Origin of the sequence: Streptomyces sp. NPDC052225, from assembly GCF_040679615.1 — a bacterium.
Taxonomy (GTDB): Bacteria; Actinomycetota; Actinomycetes; order Streptomycetales; family Streptomycetaceae; genus Streptomyces.
The window spans coordinates 51445-74220 of sequence record NZ_JBFAVD010000029.1; the positions used below are offsets into that span (position 1 = coordinate 51445).

23 protein-coding genes are annotated in these 22776 nt (G+C 71.8%); 14 read left to right on the forward strand and 9 right to left on the reverse strand.

All coding sequences use genetic code 11. The features are described from left to right. Window positions 1-263: 263 nt before the first annotated feature. The 7 genes from AB0L37_RS32095 to AB0L37_RS32125 all read left to right on the forward strand — a co-directional run bounded on the left by AB0L37_RS32095 (window position 264) and on the right by AB0L37_RS32125 (window position 5465). Window positions 264-1154: a DMT family transporter gene (locus AB0L37_RS32095; protein ID WP_365513367.1), complete on the forward strand. Its 891-nt coding sequence runs from the start codon at window positions 264-266 to the stop codon at window positions 1152-1154. Window positions 1155-1400: 246 nt separating this feature from the next. Further along, window positions 1401-1907 (forward strand): NUDIX domain-containing protein, encoded by a 507-nt coding sequence (locus AB0L37_RS32100; protein WP_365513370.1) that lies wholly within the window; start codon window positions 1401-1403, stop codon window positions 1905-1907. 10 nt (window positions 1908-1917) lie between these two features. Further along, window positions 1918-2310, forward strand: coding sequence for a DUF202 domain-containing protein (locus tag AB0L37_RS32105; protein ID WP_365513373.1), 393 nt, complete (start codon window positions 1918-1920; stop codon window positions 2308-2310). A 2-nt stretch (window positions 2311-2312) separates the two neighbouring features. Continuing rightward, window positions 2313-2633 (forward strand): DUF202 domain-containing protein, encoded by a 321-nt coding sequence (locus tag AB0L37_RS32110; RefSeq protein ID WP_365513376.1) that lies wholly within the window; start codon window positions 2313-2315, stop codon window positions 2631-2633. 86 nt (window positions 2634-2719) lie between these two features. Further along, complete coding sequence (locus AB0L37_RS32115; protein WP_365513379.1) at window positions 2720-3016, forward strand: hypothetical protein; 297 nt, start codon at window positions 2720-2722, stop codon at window positions 3014-3016. Between the two features lie 171 nt (window positions 3017-3187). Next, on the forward strand, window positions 3188-4234 hold the full coding sequence (locus tag AB0L37_RS32120; protein WP_365513382.1) for a phosphotransferase family protein: 1047 nt from the start codon (window positions 3188-3190) through the stop codon (window positions 4232-4234). Window positions 4235-4241: 7 nt separating this feature from the next. Further along, window positions 4242-5465, forward strand: a complete 1224-nt coding sequence (locus AB0L37_RS32125) for an acyl-CoA dehydrogenase family protein (RefSeq protein WP_365513385.1) — start codon at window positions 4242-4244, stop codon at window positions 5463-5465. A gap of 22 nt (window positions 5466-5487) precedes the next feature. Here AB0L37_RS32125 and AB0L37_RS32130 read toward each other — a convergent pair whose 3' ends face one another. Further along, the gene (locus tag AB0L37_RS32130) at window positions 5488-5634 is read right to left on the reverse strand and encodes a hypothetical protein (protein WP_365513388.1); all 147 of its coding nucleotides are present in this window, start codon (window positions 5632-5634) and stop codon (window positions 5488-5490) included. A 75-nt stretch (window positions 5635-5709) separates the two neighbouring features. On the opposite strand from AB0L37_RS32130, the gene AB0L37_RS32135 reads away from it, so the two are divergent. Beyond that, window positions 5710-6630: a LysR family transcriptional regulator gene (locus AB0L37_RS32135; protein ID WP_365513391.1), complete on the forward strand. Its 921-nt coding sequence runs from the start codon at window positions 5710-5712 to the stop codon at window positions 6628-6630. Here AB0L37_RS32135 and AB0L37_RS32140 read toward each other — a convergent pair. From AB0L37_RS32140 to AB0L37_RS32150, 3 genes are read right to left on the reverse strand one after another with little or no spacing between them, the layout of a single operon-like run. Further along, the gene (locus AB0L37_RS32140; RefSeq protein WP_365513394.1) at window positions 6569-7174 is read right to left on the reverse strand and encodes a TetR/AcrR family transcriptional regulator; all 606 of its coding nucleotides are present in this window, start codon (window positions 7172-7174) and stop codon (window positions 6569-6571) included. The two genes, AB0L37_RS32135 and AB0L37_RS32140, sit on opposite strands and share 62 nt — an antisense overlap. Window positions 7175-7190: 16 nt before the next feature. Continuing rightward, window positions 7191-8867: an AMP-binding protein gene (locus AB0L37_RS32145; RefSeq protein WP_365513396.1), complete on the reverse strand. Its 1677-nt coding sequence runs from the start codon at window positions 8865-8867 to the stop codon at window positions 7191-7193. Then, on the reverse strand, window positions 8864-9628 hold the full coding sequence (locus tag AB0L37_RS32150) for an SDR family oxidoreductase (protein WP_365513397.1): 765 nt from the start codon (window positions 9626-9628) through the stop codon (window positions 8864-8866). Before AB0L37_RS32150 ends, AB0L37_RS32145 begins: the two co-directional genes overlap by 4 nt. A gap of 173 nt (window positions 9629-9801) precedes the next feature. Here AB0L37_RS32150 and AB0L37_RS32155 point away from each other — a divergent pair, with 173 nt between their 5' ends. The 3 genes from AB0L37_RS32155 to AB0L37_RS32165 all read left to right on the forward strand — a co-directional run bounded on the left by AB0L37_RS32155 (window position 9802) and on the right by AB0L37_RS32165 (window position 13899). Further along, complete coding sequence (locus tag AB0L37_RS32155) at window positions 9802-11049, forward strand: DUF1343 domain-containing protein (protein WP_365513400.1); 1248 nt, start codon at window positions 9802-9804, stop codon at window positions 11047-11049. 178 nt (window positions 11050-11227) lie between these two features. Then, entirely contained in the window at window positions 11228-12535 is a 1308-nt protein-coding gene (locus tag AB0L37_RS32160; protein ID WP_365513473.1) for an MFS transporter, read from the forward strand. Window positions 12536-12630: 95 nt separating this feature from the next. After that, window positions 12631-13899, forward strand: a complete 1269-nt coding sequence (locus AB0L37_RS32165) for a serine-threonine protein kinase (RefSeq protein WP_365513402.1) — start codon at window positions 12631-12633, stop codon at window positions 13897-13899. Window positions 13900-13921: 22 nt separating this feature from the next. On the opposite strand, the gene AB0L37_RS32170 is transcribed toward AB0L37_RS32165, so the two are convergent. Continuing rightward, window positions 13922-16768: a penicillin acylase family protein gene (locus AB0L37_RS32170; RefSeq protein ID WP_365513405.1), complete on the reverse strand. Its 2847-nt coding sequence runs from the start codon at window positions 16766-16768 to the stop codon at window positions 13922-13924. Between the two features lie 267 nt (window positions 16769-17035). On the opposite strand from AB0L37_RS32170, the gene AB0L37_RS32175 reads away from it, so the two are divergent. Next, window positions 17036-17638, forward strand: coding sequence for a hypothetical protein (locus AB0L37_RS32175; protein ID WP_365513408.1), 603 nt, complete (start codon window positions 17036-17038; stop codon window positions 17636-17638). Between the two features lie 54 nt (window positions 17639-17692). On the opposite strand, the gene AB0L37_RS32180 is transcribed toward AB0L37_RS32175, so the two are convergent. From AB0L37_RS32180 to AB0L37_RS32195, 4 genes are read right to left on the reverse strand one after another with little or no spacing between them, the layout of a single operon-like run. Then, window positions 17693-19447, reverse strand: a complete 1755-nt coding sequence (locus AB0L37_RS32180) for an immunity 49 family protein (RefSeq protein ID WP_365513411.1) — start codon at window positions 19445-19447, stop codon at window positions 17693-17695. Further along, window positions 19444-19827, reverse strand: a complete 384-nt coding sequence (locus tag AB0L37_RS32185; RefSeq protein WP_365513414.1) for a DUF4180 domain-containing protein — start codon at window positions 19825-19827, stop codon at window positions 19444-19446. The genes AB0L37_RS32180 and AB0L37_RS32185 overlap by 4 nt, the downstream gene beginning before the upstream one ends. Continuing rightward, a complete protein-coding gene (locus tag AB0L37_RS32190) occupies window positions 19827-20246 on the reverse strand; it encodes a helix-turn-helix domain-containing protein (protein ID WP_365513417.1) in 420 nt (139 codons plus the stop codon). Before AB0L37_RS32190 ends, AB0L37_RS32185 begins: the two co-directional genes overlap by 1 nt. 48 nt (window positions 20247-20294) lie before the next feature. After that, on the reverse strand, window positions 20295-20807 hold the full coding sequence (locus AB0L37_RS32195) for a hypothetical protein (protein WP_365513420.1): 513 nt from the start codon (window positions 20805-20807) through the stop codon (window positions 20295-20297). A 57-nt stretch (window positions 20808-20864) separates the two neighbouring features. Here AB0L37_RS32195 and AB0L37_RS32200 point away from each other — a divergent pair, with 57 nt between their 5' ends. Then, window positions 20865-21602 (forward strand): 3-keto-5-aminohexanoate cleavage protein, encoded by a 738-nt coding sequence (locus AB0L37_RS32200; protein ID WP_365513423.1) that lies wholly within the window; start codon window positions 20865-20867, stop codon window positions 21600-21602. 92 nt (window positions 21603-21694) lie between these two features. Beyond that, window positions 21695-22762 (forward strand): RNA ligase (ATP), encoded by a 1068-nt coding sequence (locus tag AB0L37_RS32205; RefSeq protein ID WP_365513426.1) that lies wholly within the window; start codon window positions 21695-21697, stop codon window positions 22760-22762. Window positions 22763-22776: the final 14 nt, after the last annotated feature.

The window sequence follows — 22776 nt, forward strand, 5'->3', positions numbered from 1 at the left end:
GCAAAGCGGTACGGGGTGCTCCGCGTCAAGGGCTGTCGGGTGACGGGATTCACCAACTCGCCTCGGGCCCGGCGCAGTTCATCCGAGGGGCCCGTCAACCGCCTCCTTGAGCAGGGGTGTTGTCCGAGTGACACGAGTAGGTTGCGGTCCGGTGTCGAGCCGCTCGGGCGGGGCACTCGTGGAGCGCGGGGCGTCCCGGGGCGCTATCGTCGGCCCCATACCACCAGCCCTGCCCGATCCAGCAGTCGTCCGAGGTGCGCAGCGTGTCGGTTCTCGTTCTCGTCCTCGCCGTGAGCGCCGCCTGCTGCCTGGGCGTGGGTTTCGTCCTCCAGCAGAACGCGGCGCGGCACGCGCCGCTGGGCGACTTCCTCTCCCCGCGGCTCCTCCTCGATCTCGTACGGGTGCCGCGCTGGCTGGGCGGCATCGGCCTGATGGTGTGCGGCATGGTGCTCGGGGCAATCGCGCTCGGGCAGGGCGAGGTCACCCTCGTGGAGCCGCTCCTCGCCACGAACCTGCTCTTCGCGCTCGCCCTCTCCCGCCACCAGACGCGACAGCCGCTCGGCCGACAGGGCTGGGCGGGGCTGCTGCTGCTCGCGGGCGGCGTGACCGCGTTCATCGTCGCGGGGCAGCCGCGCGGCGGCAGCGCGGTCACGGATCCGCTGCGGCACTGGCTGATCGTGGGCGTGATGGTCGGCGGCGCCCTGTTCCTCGCGGCGCTCGCCAAGCGGTCCCGGCTGAGCGCGGGCCCGGTCCTGCTCGCGGTGGCGGCGGGCCTCCTGTACGGGGTGCAGGACGCGTTGACGCGGGTGAGCGGGCAGCGGTTCTCGTCCGGGGGCCTCGTCGAGCTGTTCACCGGGTGGCAGCCGTACGCGGTGGCCGCGCTCGGGGTGACGGGGCTCGTCCTCGTACAGAGTGCGTTCGAGACGGCGCCGCTGCGGATGTCGTTGCCGGCGCTCACCGCTGCGCAGCCTTTGGCGGGGATCGCGTGCGGGGTGGGTTTTCTGGGGGACCGGTTGCGGACGGATGTCGGGGCGCTCGTGTGGGAGGCGGTGGGGTTGGCCGGGATCGTGGTGGGGGTGGTGTTGCTCGGGTTGCACCCCGCCATGCCGGGCGCTGCCGCGCGGGGGCGGGACCATGTGGGGGCCGGGGCCTAGGGCGCCTTCCCGTCTGCCGGGTTCGGGTGGTCGGGCGGGTGGGGCTTTCGTCGTGGCTGGTCGCGCAGTTCCCCGCGCCCCTGAGATGCGCACCTTCGGTGCGACATCTCATCGGGCGCGTTCGCGTCGGGGAAATGCGGCGCGAAGCGTCTGCATTTCAGGGGCGCGGGGAACTGCGCGATCAGCCCCCACCCACCCGCACCCGGCAACAAAAGGGAACGGCCCGCGGCGCGTAGCCTCGCCCCCATGAATCCCGCCGAAGAGATCCTCGACATCGTCGACGAGCACGACCGCGTGATCGGCCAGGCACCGCGCGGCGAGGTGTACGCCCGAGGGATGCGGCACCGGTGCGCGTTCATCCTGGCCACCGACCCGGAGGGCCGCGTCTTCGTGCACCGGCGGACCAGGACCAAGCTGGCGTTCCCCGGGATGTACGACATGTTCGTCGGCGGGGTCGTCGGCGCAGGCGAGTCGTACGACGAGGCGGCGCTGCGCGAGGCGGAGGAGGAGCTCGGGGTGTCCGGGCTGCCGCAGCCGACGCCCCTGTTCAAGTTCCTGTACGAGGACGGCGGGGGCGGCGCCTGGTGGTCGTACGTGTATGAGGTGACCGTCGAGGGGGCGGTGCATCCGCAGGCCGAGGAGATCGACTGGCACGCGTTCCTGAGCAGGGACGAGCTGGAGGGGAAGATCGGCACGTGGGAGTGGACGCCGGACGGCCTCGCCGCGTACGAGCGCTGGAAAAGGCACCGGTAATGTCCTGCGGGTGATCGAATTCGCGCGCAACGTCCGGCTCTGGTTCGCACCGGAGCGGATCAGGGACGAGGGTGACACGCCCGACTACCGCTTCTCGCTGGCCAACGAGCGGACCTTCCTCGCCTGGGTGCGCACGGCGCTCGCGCTGATCGGCGGTGGCTTCGCCGTGGACCAGTTCCTGCCCGACCTGCGCTGGGGCTGGCGGGTCGGGCTCGCTCTCGCGCTGCTCGCGGCGGGCGTGCTGTGCTCGCTGCGGGCCGTGAGCCACTGGGTGCGCTGCGAGCGGGCGATGCGGCGCGGCGAGGACCTGCCGGCGTCCCGGTTCCCGGCGCTGCTCAGCGTGGTGGTCGCCCTGGTCGCCGTGGCGATGGTGTTCGTGGTGCTGCTCGGGTGGGAGGGCTAGCCGTGGGCGGGCCGGTGCGCGATCCGGGGTTGCAGCCCGCGCGGACGCGGCTCGCGTGGCGCCGTACGACCCTGTCCTGCACCGTCGCCGCCGTGCTCGCCGTGAAGGCCGCGCTCCAGAGCTCCGGCGGGCGGACGCTGGGGCTGGTCGCGGCGGCGCTGGTCCTGCTGGTGTGGCTGGGGTTCCTCGCGGTCGCGCACCGGCGGATCACCGGGCTCGCCCTGAACGAGGCCGAGCCGCCGCTGATGACCCGGCGCGGGGCCGCGACGGCGGCGCTGTGCGTGGTCGCCATGGCGGTGTTCGCGGCGGCACTCGTGGTGTGAGACCGGAAAGCGGCGTAACGCCGCCTTCAGGACATTCCGGGCTAGCCTGAAGGCGTCAGCCACGGACGTCACCGAAGGTGAGCACCATGACCACCCTCCACCAGGAGCACCCCGTCCACGAGCACGCGCACGGCCCCTCCTGCGGGCACGAGGCCGTGCGGCACGGGGACCATGTCGACTACGCGCACGACGGGCATCTGCACGCCGAGCACGACGGCCACTGGGACGAGTGCGAGCCCGGCGGTCACGTCGCGCACGAGGGACACGAGCACCGGCACGGCGCCGACTGCGGCCACCCCGCGGTCACGCACGGCGACCACGTCGACTACGTGCACGACGGCCACCGGCACGCGGAGCACGACGGTCACTGGGACGACCACTGATCCCGCACACGCGCACCGGGCCCGGCAGTTGCTGCCGGGCCCTTTCGCTCGTCGGCGCGGCAGGGCACCGTAGGCACGTAATGACGATCACGTTTTCCTGAGCCACTGGACGACATACCGACTGGTCGGCATGATGAGGGGCACCCTGCCACTCGCCCCCGGAGGACCGCGATGAGTCACCCCCCAGGCCTCGACCTCGACCAGCTGCGCGCCCACCTCGACCGCGAGCGGCCCGGTCTGGTCGGCGGCCCGCTGTCCGGGCGGCTCATCGAGGGCGGGCGCTCCAACCTCACGTACGAGGTGAGCGACGGGACCACGAAGTGGGTGGTGCGGCGGCCGCCGCTCGGCCACGTCCTGGCGACCGCGCACGACATGAAGCGCGAGCACCGGGTGATCGCGGCGCTGCACCCGACGAAGGTGCCGGTGCCCGAGCCGCTGCTGCTGTGCGAGGACGACAGCGTGCTCGGCGCGCCGTTCTACGTCATGGAGTTCGTGGACGGGACGCCGTACCGGACCGCGGAGCAGCTCGCGCCGCTCGGCGCCGAGCGGACCCGGGCCGCCGTGTTCGGGCTCGTGGACACGCTCGTCGATCTGCACGCGGTCGACCCTGCGGCGGTCGGGCTCGAGGACTTCGGGCGCCCGGACGGCTTCCTGGAGCGGCAGTTGAGGCGCTGGGGCAAGCAGCTCGACGCGTCCCGCAACCGCGACCTCAAGGGGATCGACGAGCTCCAGGCGTCCCTGGCCCGCACGCTCCCCGTCTCCCCCGCGCCGACGATCGTGCACGGCGACTACCGTCTCGACAACGTCCTTGTACGGCAGGACGCCGATGGGGCCGACCGCATCAAGGCGATCCTCGACTGGGAGATGTCGACGCTCGGCGACCCGCTCACCGACGTGGGCCTGCTGGTGATGTACAGCGCGCCGCTGGAGCTGCCCGACTCCCCCATCTCCACGACCGCCACGGCGGCCGGGCACCCGTCCCCCGCCGAGCTGGTCGAGCGGTACGCCGCGCGCTCGGGGCGCGACGTGTCCGCGGTCGCCTGGTACACGGCGTTCGCCTGGTTCAAGCTCGCGGTGATCCTCGAGGGCATCCACTACCGCTACACGCTCGGCCGGACGGTCGGCGCCGGCTTCGACCGGATCGGCGAGCTGGTCCCCGTCTTCATCGAGCACGGTCTCACCACCCTTCAGGGTCTTCACGGTCTTCAGGAAGGCTGATCCCACCATGGACTTCGCATTCGACGCGCGTACGCAGGAGCTGCGGGAGCGGCTGCTCGCCTTCATGGACGCGCATGTGTACCCGGCGGAGGCCGTCGCCGCCGAGCAGCGCGCGGCACTCTCCTCGCCGTGGCAAACCCCGGCCGTGGTCGAGGAGTTGAAGGCCGAGGCGCGCAGGCAGGGCCTGTGGAATCTGTTCCTTCCCGACGCCGAGCACGGGGCCGGGCTCACCAATCTCCAGTACGCGCCGCTCGCCGAAATCACCGGCCGCAGCCCGCAGTTGGCGCCGACCGCGCTCAACTGCGGAGCCCCGGACACCGGGAACATGGAGGTGCTCGCGCAGTTCGGCACCGAGGCGCAGAAGAAGCAGTGGCTGGAGCCGCTGCTCGCCGGGGAGATCCGGTCGGCGTTCGCGATGACCGAGCCGGAGGTCGCCTCCTCCGACGCCACGAACATCACGACGCACATCGAGCGCTCCGCGGACGGCACGGACGAGTACGTCATCACGGGCCGCAAGTTCTACATCTCGGGTGCCATGAACCCGGACTGCAAGGTCTTCATCGTGATGGGCAAGACCGACCCCGACGGACCCGACATCCGCCGCCAGCAGTCGATGGTGCTGGTGCCGCGCGACACCCCGGGTGTCGAGGTGCGCCGCGCGATGACCGTGTACGGCTTCGAGGACCACTGGCACGGCGGGCACGCGGAGGTCGTCTTCGACCACGCCCGCGTCCCGGTGTCGAACCTGATCGGCGAGGAGGGCGGCGGCTTCGGCATCGCCCAGGCGCGCCTCGGCCCGGGCCGGATCCACCACTGCATGCGGTTGATCGGCATGGCCGAGCGGGCGATCGAGCTGATGTGCAAGCGCGCCGTGGCCCGTACGGCGTTCGGCAAGCCGCTGGCCCAGCAGGGCGTCGTCCAGGAGTGGATCGCCGACGCGCGGGTCGCCGTCGAGCAGTTGCGGCTGCTCGTCCTCAAGACGGCCTGGCTGATGGACACCGTGGGCAACCGCGGCGCCCACACGGAGATCCAGTCCATCAAGATCGCCACCCCGCGCACGGTCGTCGACATCATCGACAAGGCCGTCCAGCTGCACGGCGCGGGCGGCGTCTCGCAGGACTTCCCGCTGGCCGAGCTCTGGGCGGGCGCGCGCACGCTGCGCCTGGCCGACGGCCCGGACGAGGTGCACCAGCGGTCGCTGGCCCGCCGGGAGCTGAAGCAGTACCTCTAGCAGCCCCCGTGGGCAGTCCCCTTCAGTAGCCGCCGCCGATGTCGTGGTCGGCGAGCGCCAGCCGGCGCAAGAAGCAGCGGACGTACAGGAGTTGGCGGTACGCCGCCCGCAGGGGGCGCGGGCGGCGGGGAGCGTAGGCGGCGGTCCACAGGGCGGGTACGTGATCCATGGCCCCAGCCTCGCGCCGCCTCCGCCTGCCGGTCCAACAGATCGTTTCGCTCGGTCGCATCCATAGAATCGATGGGTGGAGATACGTCAGCTGCGCCACTTCGTGGCGGTCGTGACCGAGGGCAGTTTCACCGCGGCGGCCCGCGCCGAGCTCATCGTGCAGTCCGCGCTCAGTACGTCGGTCAGGAACCTGGAGCGCGAACTGGGCGCGGAGCTGTTCGACCGGACGGGCCGCCGTGTCGTGCTCACCGAGGCCGGGCGGGCGCTGCTCCCCCAGGCGCGGCAGCTGCTCGCCGGGGCCGCCGCGGCGAAGGAGTCCGTGGCGCGAGTGGCCGGGCTCGGCACCGGACGGGTCGCGATCGGCACGATCCAGACCTTGACCTGTGTGGACCTCGCGGCCGAACTCGCCGCCTTCCACCGGGAGTTGCCCGGCATCCAGGTGTCCGTGCGCGAAGGCCCCGTGGAGGAACTGATCGAGGGGCTGCGGGCTGGCGAACTCGACCTGGCGTTCCTCGCGCCGGACGCCCGCCGCCTCCCCGACGGCCTCGCCGCGTTCGGGACCTGGCGGGAGGACCTCGTCCTCGTGACCGCGCCGGGGCATCCGCTGGCCCGGGCCCGGCGGACCCTCATCAAGGATCTCGCCGACGAGCCGTTCATCGACTTCAAGGCCGGTACGGGTCTGGAGACGGCGGTGCGCCGCCTTGCCGCGCACTGCGGTCTGGAGCGGCGCATCACCTGTGACGTGACGCAGATCGGGCTGCTCGTCGATCTCGTACGGGCCGGGATCGGCGTCGCGATCGTGCCCCGGCGGATCGCCGAGGCGGCCGGTCTGCCGTGTGTGACCATCCGCCAGCCGGAGCCGGGCCGGACCGTCGTGCTCGCGGGGCGGGCGCCCCGGCCGCGCAATCCGGCGGCCGAGGCGCTCCTCGGCAGAATTACGGCCGCAGCGCCCGAAGGAGCAGGTCCGCCAGCTGGTCGGCGAGCTGCTGCGGGGTGAGGGGCCCGTCGGGGCGGTACCAGGTCGACAGGTGGTGGACCGAGCCGAAGTGGTAGTCGACGACGAGGTCGGCCGGGGTCTCGGTGGAGAAGACGCCGGTCTTCTGGCCCTCTTCGATCAGCGCGCGGAACCGCTCGTGGTAGCGGCGCCGCTCGGCCCGTACCTGCTTGTTCTTCTCGGGGCTGAGGTGGTGCATGGAGCGGAAGAAGATCGACGCGTCGTCGAGGTTCTCGATCGTGGTGACGACGACGTCCGCCGCCGCCCCGCGCAGCCGCTGCTCGATCGGCTCGGGCCCGTCGGCGAACGCGTCGAGCCGCTCCTGCTGGAGCCGCAGGACGCGCGCGTACACCTCGTGCAGGAGGTCGTCCTTCGAGCCGAAGTAGTGGTAGAGGGCGCCCTTGGTGACGCCGGCGGCCTCCACGATCTCCTGCACCGAGGTGCGGTCGTAGCCCTGCTCGGCGAACAGCCGGGTGGCGGCCGCGAGGAGTCGTTGCGGAACGGGCGTGCCGTCGCCGTCCGTCGTGGTCCTGGCCACTGCCGCCACCTGCCTTTCGCTGTGTCTATGCCTGTGCCGGGGAACGCAGTTCCCGTCGGAGGATCTTCCCACTCGCCGTCTTGGGCAGCTCGCCCAGGACCTCCACCTCGCGCGGGTACTTGTACGCGGCGAGGCGTTCCTTGCAGTACGCGGACAGTTCCTCGGGGCTCGCGTCGGCGCCGGGGCGCAGGCTCACGTACGCCTTGACGCTTTCCCCGCGGTACGCGTCGGGGATGCCGACGACGGCCGCCTCGCGCACGGCGGGGTGCGTGTAGAGCACGTCCTCGACCTCGCGCGGCCAGACCTTGAAGCCGGACGCGTTGATCATGTCCTTCTTGCGGTCGACGACGTAGAGCCAGCCGTTCGCGTCCATGAAGCCGATGTCGCCGGTACGCAGTTCGCCGTCGGGGAAGGCCTCGGCGGTGGCGTCGGGGCGGCGCCAGTAGCCGGGCACGACCTGCGGGCCGCGGACCGCGATCTCGCCCTGCTCGCCGAAGGGCACGTCGTTGCCGAAGTCGTCGACGATCCGGACGACCGAGTCGGGCCCGGGGACGCCGACCGCGAGGGTGCCGGAGACCGGGTCGACGGGCGCCTCGACGCCCGGCGGGACCGACGCGCAGGGCGCGGTGCACTCGGTCAGGCCGTAGCCGTTGTGGATGTACGGGCCGAAGGCGGCGCGGAACTTCTCGACCAGGGCGGGCGGCACGGGGGCGCCGCCGGAGGAGATCGAGGAGAACGACGCGAAGTGCTCGCGGGTCGCCTGCGGCTGGGCGCCGAGCGCCATGAAGGCGGTGGACGGGCCGACCGTGTAGGCGGGCCGGTACTCGGTGAACGCGTCGAGGACGACGCCGGGCTCGAAGCGGTACGTGAGCGCGAGCGTCCCGGCGTTCGCGAAGGACGCGACGAGTTCGCAGACCATGCCGGTGATGTGGAAGAGCGGCGCGAGCGCGTAGTAGGTGGCGCCGTCGGGCAGTCCGAGGCCGGTGCGCTGGCGCTCCGCGTTGTACGTGATGTTGCCGTGCAGGTTGGTGGCGCCCTTCGGGGTGCCGCTCGTCCCGGACGTGTAGCTGATGAGCGCGATGTCCTCGGCGCTCAGCTCCCTTTCCACCGGCGCCTTGTGGCCCGCGCGGGCGACGGTCACGAGGTCGTCGGCGTCGGTCGCGGCCGGGGTCACCCGCGCGAAGTTCAGGACGCGCTCGTCGTTGCGGGTCTGGAGGTCGAGTTCGCAGGCGGTGAGCACGATCCGTACGGGAGAGTCGGCCGCGGTCTCGCGCAGATACGCCTCCCAGGCCCGGTCCGAGCAGACGAGCCCGGTCACCTCGGCGTCGTGCAGGACGTGCCCGACCTCGCCCGATTTGTACATCGGATTGACGGGGACGACGACGGCGCCGGCCTTGAAGGCGCCGAGCAGCGCGAGCACGAAGTGCGGCGAGTTCTGCAGCATGATCGCGACGCGGTCGCCGCGCTCCAGGCCCCGGGCGACGAGATGTCCGGCCACGGAGTCGGAGAGGGCGTCCACCTCCGCGTAGGACAGGCGGCCGTCGAAGTACGCGAGGGCGGTGCGGTCGGGGGCGCGGCGCACGGCGTCGGCGAAGGCGTGGACGACGGATGCGGCGGGGTCGACGGGGGCCTTCTGCGCGTCGTTGAGGACGCCGAGCCAGGGCCGGGCCGCGTAGATCGATTCCTGGGGCGTGGCGCTCACCGGGCCGCCTCCCACTTCTGCTGGATGTGGTTCATGTTCGTGAGCCAGCGGTCCGGCTGGGCCGCGCGGGCCGCGTAGTACCCGGCCACCTCGGGGTGCGGCAGGATCAGGAAGCGGTCGTCGGCGATCCCCGCGAAGAGGGCGTCGGCGACGTCCTCGGGCTCGATCGCGGTCGGCGCGAGGACCAGGTCACCGGCGGAGCCGGACGCGGTGAGCATGTCGGTGCGCACGCCCTGCGGGCAGATCGCGTGCACCTTGACGCCGCGGTGCCGGTACGTGAGCGAGAGCCATTCGGCGAAGGCGTACGCGCCGTGCTTGGTGACGCTGTACGGGGCTGCGCCCACCATCGTCAGCAGGCCCGCGGCGGAGACGGTGGAGACGAAGCGGCCGCTGCCGCGCTCCAGCCAGCCGGGGAGCAGGGCGTGGGCGGCGCGCACGTGCGCCATGACGTTCACGTCCCAGGCCGCGGCCCACACCTCCTCGCTCGCGGCCTCGGTGCCGCCGGAGGCGAGGCCGGCGTTGGCGCAGTAGATGTCGACGGTGCCGCCGAGGGCGTCCCTGGCGTCGTCGATGATCGCGGAGGCGTCGCCGGGGACGGCTGTCGCGCCGAGCTCGTCGGCGACGGCCTTCGCCTTGGCGGCGTCCAGGTCGTTGACGACGACGCGGGCGCCGGCGGCCGCGAATCTGCGGGCGATGGCGGCGCCGATGCCGCCTCCCGCACCGGTGACGACGACTGACTGCCCCTGCACACTCTCCACCATCGGTCTCCTTCGACACGACGCGAAACGGCCCGTTGCCTCAGCAGACTAACCAGTCGGTATGTCACCGGGGAAGGGGTTCCCCGCGCTGATCGCCGCCGGGTTCGTTCCGCGGAGCCGGTCGGGGCGCTAGCGTGCATGGCCATGCCAGTTCCGGTGATCACGGAGGTTCCTGGATGAACGTATCGAGACGGGTGCTGCTCGCGGCGAGCGCGGGTGTGGGTGCGGGTGTCGCGGGCGGGATCGGCGCGGCGGGCTCGGCCGCCGCCGGCGGCAGGACGCTGCGGACCGGGTTCGAGCGGCTCGCGGCCGACGGGTACGCGCTGCTCGACGGCCAGAAGGTCGGCGTCGTCACCAATCCGACCGGCGTCACGCGCGACGTGCGGCACATCGTGGACGTGATGCACGGCGACGAACGCGTCGACCTGAAGGCGGTGTTCGGCCCCGAGCACGGCTTCCGCGGCACGGCGCAGGCGGGCGGATCCGAGGGCCGTTACGACGACCCGGCGACCGGACTCCCGGTCTACGACACGTACTTGAAGAGCGGCCAGGCGCTGGCGGACATCTTCACCGCCTCCGGCGTCGACACCGTCGTCTTCGACATCCAGGACGTGGGCGCCCGCTTCTACACGTACATCTGGACCCTGTACGACTGCATGGAGGCGGCGCAGCTCGCCGGCAAGAAGTTCGTGGTCCTCGACCGCCCGAACCCGGCGACCGGCCGGAACGCCTACGGGCCCGTCCTGCACAAGGAGTTCGCGACCTTCGTCGGCCGCAGGGAGATCTCCCAGGCGCACGGCATGACCGTCACGGAGCTGGCCCGCCTGTTCAACGGCGAGTACCTGGCGCACCCCGTCGAGCTGGCCACGGTCACGATGACGGGCTGGAAGCGGCGCGACTTCTACGACGCGTCAGGCCTGCCGTGGGTGCCGCCGAGCCCCAACATGCCCACCCCGGACACGGCGTTGGTCTACTCGGGGACCTGCCTCTTCGAGGGCACGAACCTCTCCGAGGGGCGCGGCACGACCCGCCCCTTCGAACTCCTCGGCGCCGAGGGCATCGACGCGCGCTGGGCGGCGAAGGCCAATGAACTCGCCCTGCCCGGCGTGCACTTCAGGGAGGCGTACTTCGCGCCGACGTTCTCCAAGTTCCAGGGCAAGACGGTCGGCGGCGTCCAGATCCACGTCGACGACCGCGACGCCTTCGACCCGGTCCGCACCGGCATCGCCCTCCTGGTCACCGCCAAGTCGGCCTGGAGCGGCTTCGCCTGGCGCTCGGACAACTGGATCGACAAGCTCACCGGGTCGACGCAGGTACGGACCATGATCGACGCGGGGGCGTCCGCCGACGAGGTCGTGGCGGGCTGGCGGTCCGAGCTGGCCGCGTTCAGGGACGTACGGCGGAAGTACCTGACGTACAAGTAGCTGACGTACAGGCAGCTGACGTACAGGCAGCTGACGTACAGGCAGCTGACGTACAGGCAGCTGACGTACAGGCAGCTGACGTCTCGGCATCCGGGACGGCCGTCCCAGAATATTGACTGGACCGTACACGGACAATCAGAGTCGGCCCGTGCTCAAAGACGACTCAGCCAGGGAAGACATCGCCCCCGCCGCCGCGGCGCAGGCTCCGCCGGACCAGGACCGGCCGGAGAGTCTGCGCCGCGTGGCGGTGGCCAGCTTCATCGGGACGGCCATCGAGTTCTACGACTTCTACGTCTACGGGACGGCCGCGGCCCTCGTCCTGAACGCCGCGTTCTTCCCGAACCTCTCCCCGCTCAACGCCACCCTCGCCTCCTTCTCGACGTACGCCGTCGCGTTCGCGGCCCGCCCCATCGGCTCGCTGGTCTTCGGCCACTTCGGCGACCGGATCGGCCGCAAGTCGGTGCTCGTGGCCTCGCTGCTCCTGATGGGCCTGTCGACGGCGTGCGTCGGACTGCTGCCCGGCTACGGCACGTTGGGGGTGTGGGCGCCGATCCTGCTCGTGCTCCTGCGCTTCCTCCAGGGCGTCGGGCTCGGCGGCGAGTGGGGCGGGGCGGCCCTGCTCGCGGTGGAGCACGCGCCGCGCGGCAAGCGCGGGATGTTCGCCGCGTTCCCCCAACTCGGCCCGTCCGTCGGCTTCTTCGCGGCGACCGGCATCTTCTGGCTGCTCTCGGAATCCCTGTCGGACGACGCGTTCCAGTCGTGGGGCTGGCGCATCCCGTTCCTGCTGTCCTTCCTGCTGGTCGCGGTCGGCCTGTTCGTCCGTCTGAAGATCAGCGAGACGCCGGTCTTCGCCAAGGTGATGGCGGATCAGGAGGCCAGCAGGGCACCGGCGTTGGAGGTCTTCAAGCGGCACCCGAAGGAGATCCTGCTCGGTGCCGGCGGCATGGTCGTCGCGTACGGGCTGTTCTACACCGCCACCACGTACTGCCTCGCCTACGGCACGAAGACGCTGGGCGTGCCGCGCTCGACGATGCTCGCGGTGTCGCTCGTCGCGTGTCTGTTCCTGGCGGCGGGCACCTGGCTCGCGGCGACGCGCTCGGACGCGGGCGGGCGCCGCAGGATGGTGCTCGTGGGCTCAGGGCTCGCGGTCGTCTGGGGCCTGGCCCTGTTCCCGCTGATGGACACCGAGCAGCCCGTGCTCATCGCACTCGCGCTCGGCGGCGCCCTGTTCTGCATGGGTGTGGTGTACGGCCCGATGGGCGCGTACCTGCCGGAGCTGTTCGGGGTGCGGGTGCGCTACTCCGGGGCCTCGTTCGCGTACAACCTCGGCGGCGTGCTGGGCGGCGCGGTGGCGCCCCTGGTGGCGACGCGGCTCCAGAGTGCGTTCGGGTCGTCGTCGGTGGGCTGGTACGTGAGCGCCATGGCGGTCGTCTCGCTGCTGTGCGTGCTGGCGCTTCCGGAGACGCGGGAGCGCGAACTGGGCTGACCGGCCGCCCGGTCGGGCCCGACCGGCGTATGGCCAACCCCCGGGTACGGCGGGACGATGCGGCACACGCTCGACACCTATCACGGGGGCCTGCCATGGCCGCAGCACCGGAAGTCCATGTCCGTCCGTACTGGGAGCTGACGTTCGACGCCGACGGGGATCCCGAGCCCGGGCGCCGCGACCGGCTGCTGCGCGAGGTGCGCGAGCGCGGGGTGCGGGACCTGGTCGTGTTCGCGCACGGCTGGAACAACGACCGTTCGATCGCGACCCGCCTCTACGACCGGTTCTTCGCGCCGTTCCCCGATCTGGCACCGGCCGCCGCGCTCGGGTACGTGGGCGTACTGTGGCCCGCCATGCGGTTCACCGACGAGCCGATCCCCGACTTCGGCCCTTCGGTGGCGGCGGCGCGGGCGGCGGTTCCGTGCACGACGCTCGACGAGGGCACGCGGCACGCGCTCGGTGAGGTGTTCCCGGGCGGCGCCGCCGTCATCGACCGGCTGGCGAAGCTGCTCGACCAACAGCCGGACAGGCGGGAGGCGTTCAACGAGTTCGGCGGTCTCGTGCGGCAGCTCGTGGGGGTGCGGCCGGACACGCTCGGCGCGGACCTGTCCGAGGAGGGCGCGCCGCCCGCGATGCTCCAGGAGGACACGCGCGGCATCTGCCTCCAGTTCGCCGGCGCCCTGGAGGCGACGGCGGGTGCCGAGGCGCTGCGGCTGCCCGGCGGGCTCTCCCGGGCCTGGAAGGGCGGGCACGAACTCCTGCGCCAGGCCACGTACTTCGCGATGAAGAAGCGCGCGGGCACGGTGGGCAGGAAGGGGCTCGGACCGGCCCTCGGGCGGCTCGCGAACGAGGCGCCGGACGTCCGCGTCCACCTGGTGGGGCACAGCTTCGGCGCGCGCCTCGTGTCGTTCGCGCTCGCCGGCCTGCCGAGCGGTGCGCGCAACGTGCGGTCGGTGACGCTGCTTCAGGGAGCGTTCTCCCACTACGCGTTCGCCCAGCGCGGCGCGCTCAAGGGCCAACAGACGCGCGTCCAGGGCCCGTTGGTGGCCTGCTACTCACGGTTCGACACCGCGCTCAGCACGATGTACCCGCTGGCGTCCCGGCTGGCCGGTGACGACAAGGGCGCCATCGACCTCGGCAGGCGCTGGGGCGCCCTGGGCTTCGACGGCGTGCAGGACGTGCCGGGCTCCGTCCGCTCCACCCTGGAGGCCGTGCTGCGGGACGGCGTGCCGGGGTCGGGGTGCGTGAGCGTCGACGCGGCGTCCGTGGTGCGCCACGGGCCCCCGCCGTCGGGGGCCCACAGCGACATCTGCCACGAGGAACTGGCCCGGGTCGTGCTCGGGGCGGGACGGGTGACCCCGTAGGGCCACCCGCCCCCGGCCCGCGCTAACGGTGGCTCGGGAACTCCACCACCTGCTGGTACGTCGGCCGGTTCTGCCACTGCATCGAGCGGTGGGTGATCCCGCCGAGCGCCCGGTGCACGATGGTGTCCGCACACCACTGGTCGCCCGCCTTGCAGGTGTCGTCGCCGGGGTAGACCTCCGTGGCCGGCTTCGCGACGGCGTTGGCGAGGGAGGCGAGCAGTGCGTCGCGGCACGCGCCCAGGTCGCCCGCGCCGCAGTACTGCGCCCCGAGCTTGCCTCGCACCGGCTGCCCGAGCACCGACCGCAGGTCCTTGTCGACGTAGCCCCACCAGCCGTACTGGAACGCCGACCCGGCGTGCGAGCCGGTCGGGCCGTGTCCGGCGGACGGCGCCTCGTCGATGCTCAGTTCACCGGCGAGCGCCGTGTACAGGCTGTCGCCGAGGCCCGGCTTGAACTCGGCCTCGACGAGCAGCGGCCACCAGGCGTCCATGATCCGTACGGCGTCCGGGTGCGCGTACGTCTTCGAGCCCGCGGACGTCTGGTTGCGCTGCGCCCCGCCCTTGCGCCAGGCCTCCAACTGCTGGACCGCCTTGGCGAGTTGCGGGTCGTCGACGGGCTTGCTGCGCAGGACCTTGAGGATCTCCGGGAGCACCTGCTCGCCGCGCAGGTCCGTGACCGCGGCCTCCTCCATGGCCTGGGTGAGCGAGGCGCGCGTGACGCCTCCCTCGGCCGTCAGCTTCTTCACGCGGTCGTCGAGGAGGTTGCCCCGGTGCACGGCGCCCAGGCTGAAGTTGGCCGCGGTGAAGTCCTTGGCCTGTTTGTTGTTCCAGGAGATGTAGTAGTCCTGGTTCGTCGAGTTCGGGTGCTCGGCGGGCGGGGTGTAGGCCGCCGTGTTGTCCGCCGGGTCGAAGTCCCTCCACTCATAGGCCTGTTCGCCCTTGACCGGTAGCGACATGTCGACGCCGTCCGCCCGTACCGGGTTGGAGCCGCTGTTGTAGTACGCGATGTCGCGCGAGTCGGCGTAGAACCAGTTGAAGGCGTAACTGATGTGCTGCGCCGCCTTCTTGAAGGACGCGGCGTCGGTGACGTACGAAGGGTCGTTCAGCATCTGGAAGCCGATGATGGAGTCGGCCTCGTGCCGGTACGTGGAGCGCAGCGCGGTGTAGGCGACCGGCTTGCCGTCGACGGTGGCGCGGTGCGTGACGATGCCGTACTTCGTGCGGAAGACCTGCATCCGGTAGGAGCCCGCGGCCGTGGAGTCGGCGACGGTCGGCGACCACGCGTTCTTCTTCTCCAGCTTCTCCATGGGCGTGCAGGTGCCGCGGTACATGTACGACGTGGACTGCTTCGTCGGCGCGCCGCCGCCCGGCTCGCAGAGCTGGACCGCGTACGTGTCGGTGATGTCCTGCCCCGCCGAGGTCGCCGACCAGGCGTAGTCCTGGCCGCGGCCGAGCTGGATGTACATGCCGACGCCGGCGAAGGAGACGCCGCGCGCGCTGATGCCGGGGCCTTGCAGCTCCTGCATCATCAGCAGCTGCGGCGCGAAGTAGCCGGTCTGCGGGCCGAACACGGCGACCGGGTGGCCGGACGCGGTGTGCCTGCCGGAGACGAGGAGGGCGTTCGACATGCCCTTCTTCGAGGCCGAGTCCGTGAACAGGTCGGCGGGGAGGACCCCGTCGTCGTACATGCCCTGGAGCGGCTTCAGCTTCTTCGGCGCCTTCACCGGGTCCTTGGCGACGGCCTTGGTGGACTCGTTCGCGGCCGAGCCCGTGCGGTCGTACACGAGCGGTTCGCCCTCGACGGAGCCCTTGTCGGGCAGCGCCTGGCCGCGCGCGTCCTTCGGCTTGGTGCCGTACGGGAAGCTGGTGCCGTCGTGGATGGTGGTGACGGCCTCGGGGTCGTTGCGGCCGCGGAACGACTCCCAGACCTCGGTGCCCTTCTCGACGCCGTACTTCTCCTGGGACTTCAGGAGCGAGAGGGCCGCGTCGACCTCTCCCCCGCCGCCGTTGCCGAACAGGCCGCCGACGACCGACGCGAGCGCGATCATGTCGGTCACCTTGAACGGCTGGATCTCGCCCACGTTCGTGATCGCGTCGATCTTGCCGGTGAGGACGTACTCGCCCGGGAAGTAGCGGCCGTTCTTGGACTTCACGCGGTAGGCGTTGAGGCCGTCGATGTAGGCCTGCGCGTCCTCCATGGCCTGCTTGCCACGCTCCCCGCCGGACGACTTGATGTAGTCGACCTGCTTCTGGAGATCCTCTTCGGTGTACGGGGCCTGCGGCCAGAACTCCTGTTCAAGGCCCTGGTTCGCGAGGGCGCCGCCCGCGAAGGACGTCAGCTCGCCGCGGCCGATGTGGCGGAACAGGTCGATCAGCCAGAGGCGGTCCTGACCTGCGGCGTAGCCGGCGCCGAACTCGGTTCCGTAGCGTGAGGAACCTTTGATGTGGGGTACGCCGTTCTTCTTGTCACGGGTGATCGTCACATCGTCGCGGGGGCGGGTGACGGATCCGACCTGATCGTCCGGGACACCGAAGGAGGAGTCGTTGAAGAAGTTCGTGAGTGTGTCGTCCGTGAGTGCGGGATACCCGGACGACAGCGCGTCGTAAGGACCGAGCTGATCGTCGGCGTGTGCGGGCTGGGTTCCGAACAGCTTGTTGCCGAGGATCTCCGCGAGGGTCGCGCTGCCGTTCGCACCGGGCGGCAGGATGTCCGCGCACTGCCCTTCGCAGTGGTCGGAAATGGGTACGGGTACGGGATCGTCGGCGGCCGCGGCCGTCGACAGCGGGGAAAGCAGTCCGGCGGTGAGCACGAGGGCCGCCGCGGCCGTAACTCTCCTGTGCAGGGTGGTTCGTGGGATGCGTCGTCGCATGCCTGGTCCTCCCGACGATGGTGAGCCGGAGGTTACCGGCGGTTATCCAACGACAGAAGATGAACATGCGTCACGTTTTCGGAATCACCACAGGGAACACTCAGGGACTCCCCGGCCTCAGGAGAGCCCGGTGATGAGCCCCATCGGAAATCGGATGGGACCGACCGGCCTTCTGAGGGATCCGAATCGCGTGTCGATACGTCTACTCGGCAACGTCGCTTCATGGCTGCGGCGACGCCGACGTACGTGTGACGGAGGTGCAGGGCGATGGCTGGATTCCGGAGTCTGGCAAGACAGGTGCGCGATCCGCTGAGCGATCTGGCACTGCGGCGTTACTCGCTGCGCAAGTGCCTGGAGAGGTTTGCCCCCTACGGTCACCGGGCGACCTGGGACCATCTCTGCTCCCGGGCGGGGTTCGGACCCGAGGACCGCTCCCCCGACCCGGCCCGCCTGGTGGCGGCCCTTGAGGAGCTCGAAGAGGCGCGGGCCGTCTGGCTCGCGTACGAAGTCGCCTTCGCGGAGCGCAGGCGCAAGGAGAAGCACGACGGGCTGCGCCGCCCGGGCACGGTGGACGACTGGCACCGGCTGACCTGGGGCGGCTTCGGAGTCGCCTGGTGCGACGACCCGTCGGTGCACCCCACCGAGCCGCTGGCCGAAGTGCTGCGGCGACTCATCGCGGCCCTGGAGCGCGAGCCGGGAGCATGCTGCCCGGTCTGCGCGGACAGCGGCCTCGTCTGGAAGCACGACCTGGCGCACGAACCGTCGTCGGGCCCCGTCTGCACCCACTGCGGCATCGTCGTGCCGCGGCCCGTCCTCACCCCCGCGGCCCTGGCGGACGCCAGGCGGGCGCGGGACCTGGTCTCGGTATAGCGCGACGGGGGTGCGGCCGGTCACCGGCGCACCCCCGGATCCCCCGCGGACCGCTCACCCCGGGATGTGCTCCAGGCGCTGCCGGTTGAGCAGGTACGCCGGCAGATACGGCTGGTCGGTGCGGAGCGGGTACTCCATGTCGTAGGCGAGGCAGGCGAGGGCGAGCGGCCCGAGGGCCACGCGGGCGCGCGGCGCCGCCGCGTCGCCCCAGTAGCTCGCGTGCTGCGCGAGGGCTTCGGTGAGCGCGTCGGCGAAGGCCTCGTGGTCGTCGGTGAGCATCCGGTGGAACATCGCGACGGGCTGGTAGTCGACGGAGTTGAGGAAGTCCTTCGGCGCGAGCGTCGGGACCTGCGGGTCCGAGCTCTCGATCGTGGTGACCAGTTTCCCCACGATGTCGTCCAGGGAGCTGCTGTCCCAGTAGCTCCGCAGGACGTCGATCCAGTGCAGGACGTAGTCGTCGACGGGGCCGGCCCCGCGCAGGTCGTCGAGCGGCACCTCGCACAGGCGCCGGGTGCGGTCGCGCTCGCGGGTCACCAGGGTCAGGTAGAAGGTGTCGAGCCAGGCGCGGGCGTCGCCCCTGACCCCGGGCCCGGTGGGCGGCACGGTCAACACCCGTTCCTCCAGGGGCACTTCGACCCCCTTGGTCTCCAGGAACAGGGCGGTGCCGAGCTGGAGCGCGGCGACCCACGCGTCCCACGTCTCCACCCGGTTGGCGGCGGGGTCGTCGGCGGCGTGCGCGTGGCTGAGGGCGACGGCCGAGGCGAAGGCGTCGGGCAGGTCCTCGGGGCGCTCACCGAGCCCTGCGATCAACTCGGCGGTGGCGGCGGTGAGTTCCTCGACGCCGCCGGCGGCGGCAGTGGCAGTGGCAGTGGCAGTGGCAGTGGCAGTGGCAGTGGCTGGAACGAGCCGCCCGGCCCGGTCGAGTCCGCGCAGCGCCTTCAGGATGTCGACGAGTTCGCGCGGCGGCTCCTGCGCGAGAGTGCGGGCCTCGTCGTCGATGACGGTGAGCGAGGTGAGGCGCCCGTCGTGCCACCAGTACACGCGCGGGGAGAGCGATCCCGGGCCGTCCTCGTGGGCGCGGACGGCGTACGTGGCGAGGTCGTTGACGGCGTCGACCGCGCTGCCGTCGACGATGGGGTGGAAGGCGAGGAGATGCCGGGTGGGGACGACGACGAGCGCGCCGGCGTTCGGCATCCGGCGGCCGGTGACCTCGGCGACCACCTCGGGCAGCACCAGCGCCTTGCTGGACACGAACGGCGAGTCCCCGTACACGGAGTAGAGCACCGGGTGCCCGTCGAGCCTGACCTCCTCGTACCGCATGGGCGCGCGCACGAGATTGCGCTGCGCGGCGGCCCACAGCTCGTCGGCGCCGGCCCGCGCCACGTCCTCGTCGGTCAACAGCCGTACGGAGGTGGGGGCGTCGAGGGCGAGGGCGAGGTTCAGGCCGTCGGCCACGGAGCGCAGGTACCGGAAGCCGTCGGCGGCGCCTTCGACGCCCGGGGCCACCAGGCGCAAACAGGTGCCTGCGAGCAACTCCTCGGCGCTCTCGCCTCCTCGGGATGCCTCCGCCAGGTTCCCGAAGTGCCCGGCGACGAGGTCGGGCCACTGCTCCTCAGGGGCGGCGGCGCACCGCTGTGCCAGGTTCGTCAGCGGGTGGCGGCGCCCTTCGGACTCGGCCGTGTCGCCGACGACGGTGGGGCGGGCTCCGGTGCGGGCGTGCAGGCCGGCGGTGACGAGGCCGCGCAGGCGGTCGGCCTGCGCGCCGGTGAGCTGGGGCAGGTGCGGGTCGGGCGCGTCGTGTGCTGTCACGCCCCCGACTCTACGAGGCGCGCCTCCAGCGCGGCGGCGTCGTCCAGAAACCACAGCTGGCGGCCGCGGTTGCTCTCCCGCACGAAGTCGCGCAGCGCCGTACTGGCGGCGGTCTCGGCCGTGATGTCGCCGAGAACGGCAAGCCCCGTACGGTAGTTGACGAACTTCTGCACGACGTCACCGGCGACGCGGGTGCGCAGCCGGAAGAAGTCCGCGCCGCACCGCTCGGCGGGGACGGCGACCCAGGCGGCGCCCTGGTACCCGGCGTCGCCGATGAGGTCGAGCGCGGCCTGCTCGCTGTCGAGGCGGGGCCCGTCGGGCGGGCAGAAGAGAACGGTGATGCCCGCCAACTCCCGGAGTTCCGGCGTGGGTTCGGTCATCAGGAGCCCTCCACGAGCGCGTCGGTGATCTTCAGCAGTTCCGCGGCGTCGGCGAGCCCGCCGAGCACGATGATCTTCAGTACGGCGCGCTCCTCGTCGTAGACCGTCTCCACGCGCAGCCGCGCAGCCGCACCCCGGCTGCCCGCCGCCGCGACGAGCGTGTTCGCCAGGCGCATGGACGCCTGCGGGTCGACGCCGTCCACCTGGACGACGACCGACGCCTCCGCGTGCGCCCCGCCCGCCGGACGGGGCGCAGCGGGGGCGCCCGTGAAGGCCTCCAGGTCCTCGCGCGTCACGCGGTACCTGCGGCCGACCTGGGTGGCCTTCAGTCGTCCTTCGCGGACGTAGCCGCGGACGGTCCTGACGTGGAGGCCGAGCAGGTCGGCGACCTGATCCAAGGAGTAGTACTGTCGCTGCACTCCCTAAACGTACCTCAGCGACGGTGAGTGAGGTAACTCAAGGGAATCTCAGGGCTTGATCACGTCCGTCTCTATGGCCAGCTTGAACTCGGCCAGGACGATGGGCACCGCGATCTTCCGGTCACCGGCCCGGGCCGCGATCTTCAGGCCGACCGGGGTGCCCGGGTGCACGAACATCTGCCAGGTGCAGGAGCGGTACTGGCCGCCGCCGGTGGCCGGGGTGTCCGTGGTCGCGGTCGAGTCGTAGCCCGTGGAGAGGTTCAGCGGGTCGCGCACGAAGCGGGCGCGGTACTCGGTGGCGCGGCTGTCGGCCTTCCAGAAGACGAGGGCGGACAGCGTGCCCCAGCCGTGATGGCTCGGCCAGATCAGGCCGGAGCGGGGATCGGGGTACGTGGACTTGCCACCGCCACCGGCCGGGTCGTGCATCTTCCAGGCGTCGTACGACTCCTCGCCGGCCGCGTACGGGAACCGTACGAGGTGGTAGCCGTCGCTGTCGTACGTGATGGTCTGGGCGCCCGAGTGGGCGGCCTCGTACTTCAGTGATGCGATCGCGAGTGGCATGTGTGCGACTCCCCCGTGTGACTGCCGTTGTCGGTGCCGGGTGGCACCATCACGTCCATGGTCTTCGTGCAGGTGTGTCCGAACGGTGCTCGTGGCGCTGCCGACGGGGCGGTCGTGCCCCTGTCGCCCGGTGCGCTGGCCGATGCCGTCGAGGCGGCCGTGGCGGCCGGTGCGTCGGATGTGCATGTTCACCCCAAGTCCCCTTGTGGACAAGACACGTTGTCGCCACGTTCGGTTGCGGCGACGCTTGAGGCGGTCCGGGCCCGCGTGGCGGTTCCGGTGGGCGTGACGACGGGCGCGTGGGCCGAGCCGGACCCGGCGGCGCGGGTGGCGCGTGTCCGGTCGTGGACGGTGCTGCCGGACCACGCGTCGGTGAACTGGCACGAGGAGGGCGCGGAGGCCGTCGCGGCGGCGCTCCTCGACCGCGGCGTCGGCGTGGAGGCGGGCCTGTGGTCCGGCACGGAAGGACCCGAGCGGTTCGCCGCGTCGCCGCTGGCGCCCCGGGTGCTGCGCGTCCTGGCCGAAGTCATGGACACGGCCCCCGAGTCGGCGACGGCCACGGCCCGTACGCTCCTGAGCGCGATCGGCACCGCCCACGGCAGACCCGTCCTGCTGCACGGCATGGACGGCGGGACCTGGCCGGTCCTGTCCCTCGCGGCCCGCCTCGGCCTCGCGACGCGCGTCGGCCTGGAGGACACGCTGTTCCTGCCTGACGGTGAACGGGCGGGCGGGAACGGCCCGTTGGTGGCCGCGGCGCTGGCCGAGTTCCGGTCGGCCCGGGCCACGGGAGAGTAGCAACCGGAAATCGGCTCGCTCCACCCGTTTCCCGTCCGGACCCTCAGGGACACACCGTTCACCGGCATACCGTCACCGAGGAGTCCCGTGCCATGTCGACGCTGCGCGTCACCGCCGAGCCGCTGACCATCCATCCGCATCCGAACGCCGACGCCCTCGAACTGGCCCAGGTGGGCCTGTACCGGGCCGTCGTCGCGAAGGGCGTGTACCGCAGCGGCGACATCGCCGTGTACCTGCCCGAGCAGTCGGTCCTTCCGGCCGCCCTGATCGAGGAGCTGGGTCTGACGGGGCGGCTCGCGGGCGGCAACGCGGACCGGGTCAAGGCCGTGCGGCTGCGGGGCGAGCTGTCGCAGGGGATCGTGTGCCGGCCCGCCGCGCTCGCGGGCGTCGACCTGGCGGCGGCCGCCGCGGCGGGCACGGACTTCTCGGAGGTGCTCGGCGTCACGAAATGGGTGCCTCCGGTGCCGCCGACGATGAGCGGCGAGGTGGAGCCCGCGCCGGATCTGCTGCCCTGGGTCGACATCGAGAACATCCGGCGGTTCCCGGACGTCTTCGCGCCGGGCGAGCCGGTGGTCGTCACGGAGAAGCTGCACGGCTCCGCGTGCCTGGTGACGTACAGCGCCGCGGACGGCCGGATCCAGGTGTCGTCGAAGGGCTTCGGCGCCAAGTCCCTCGCCCTGAAGGAGGATCCGCGCAATCTGTACTGGCGTGCGGTACGCGGACACGGCGTCGCGGACGTGGCGGCGGGGCTCGCGCGGCGCCTCGGCGCGCGGCGGGTCGGGATCTTCGCCGAGGTCTACGGGGCGGGGGTGCAGGACCTGACGTACGGCGCCGACGGCCGCAGGGACACGCTCGGCTACGCGGTCTTCGACGTCGCGGCGGACATCGGCGGCGAGGTCCGCTGGCTGGACGCGCAGGCCCTGCTCGCCGGCGAACTGCCGCTGGTGCCGCGGCTGTTCACCGGCCCGTTCGCCATCGAGCGGGTCCTTGAGCTGGCCGACGGGCGGGAGACCGTCTCGGGCCGGGACCTGCATCTGCGCGAGGGCGTCGTCGTACGCCCCGTCGTCGAGCGGTACAGCCCGGTCACCGGCGGCCGCGCCGTCGCCAAGGCGGTCAGCCCCGCCTATGTGACCCGCAAGGGAGGCACCGAGTACGAGTGAGGGCTCTTCGGCCG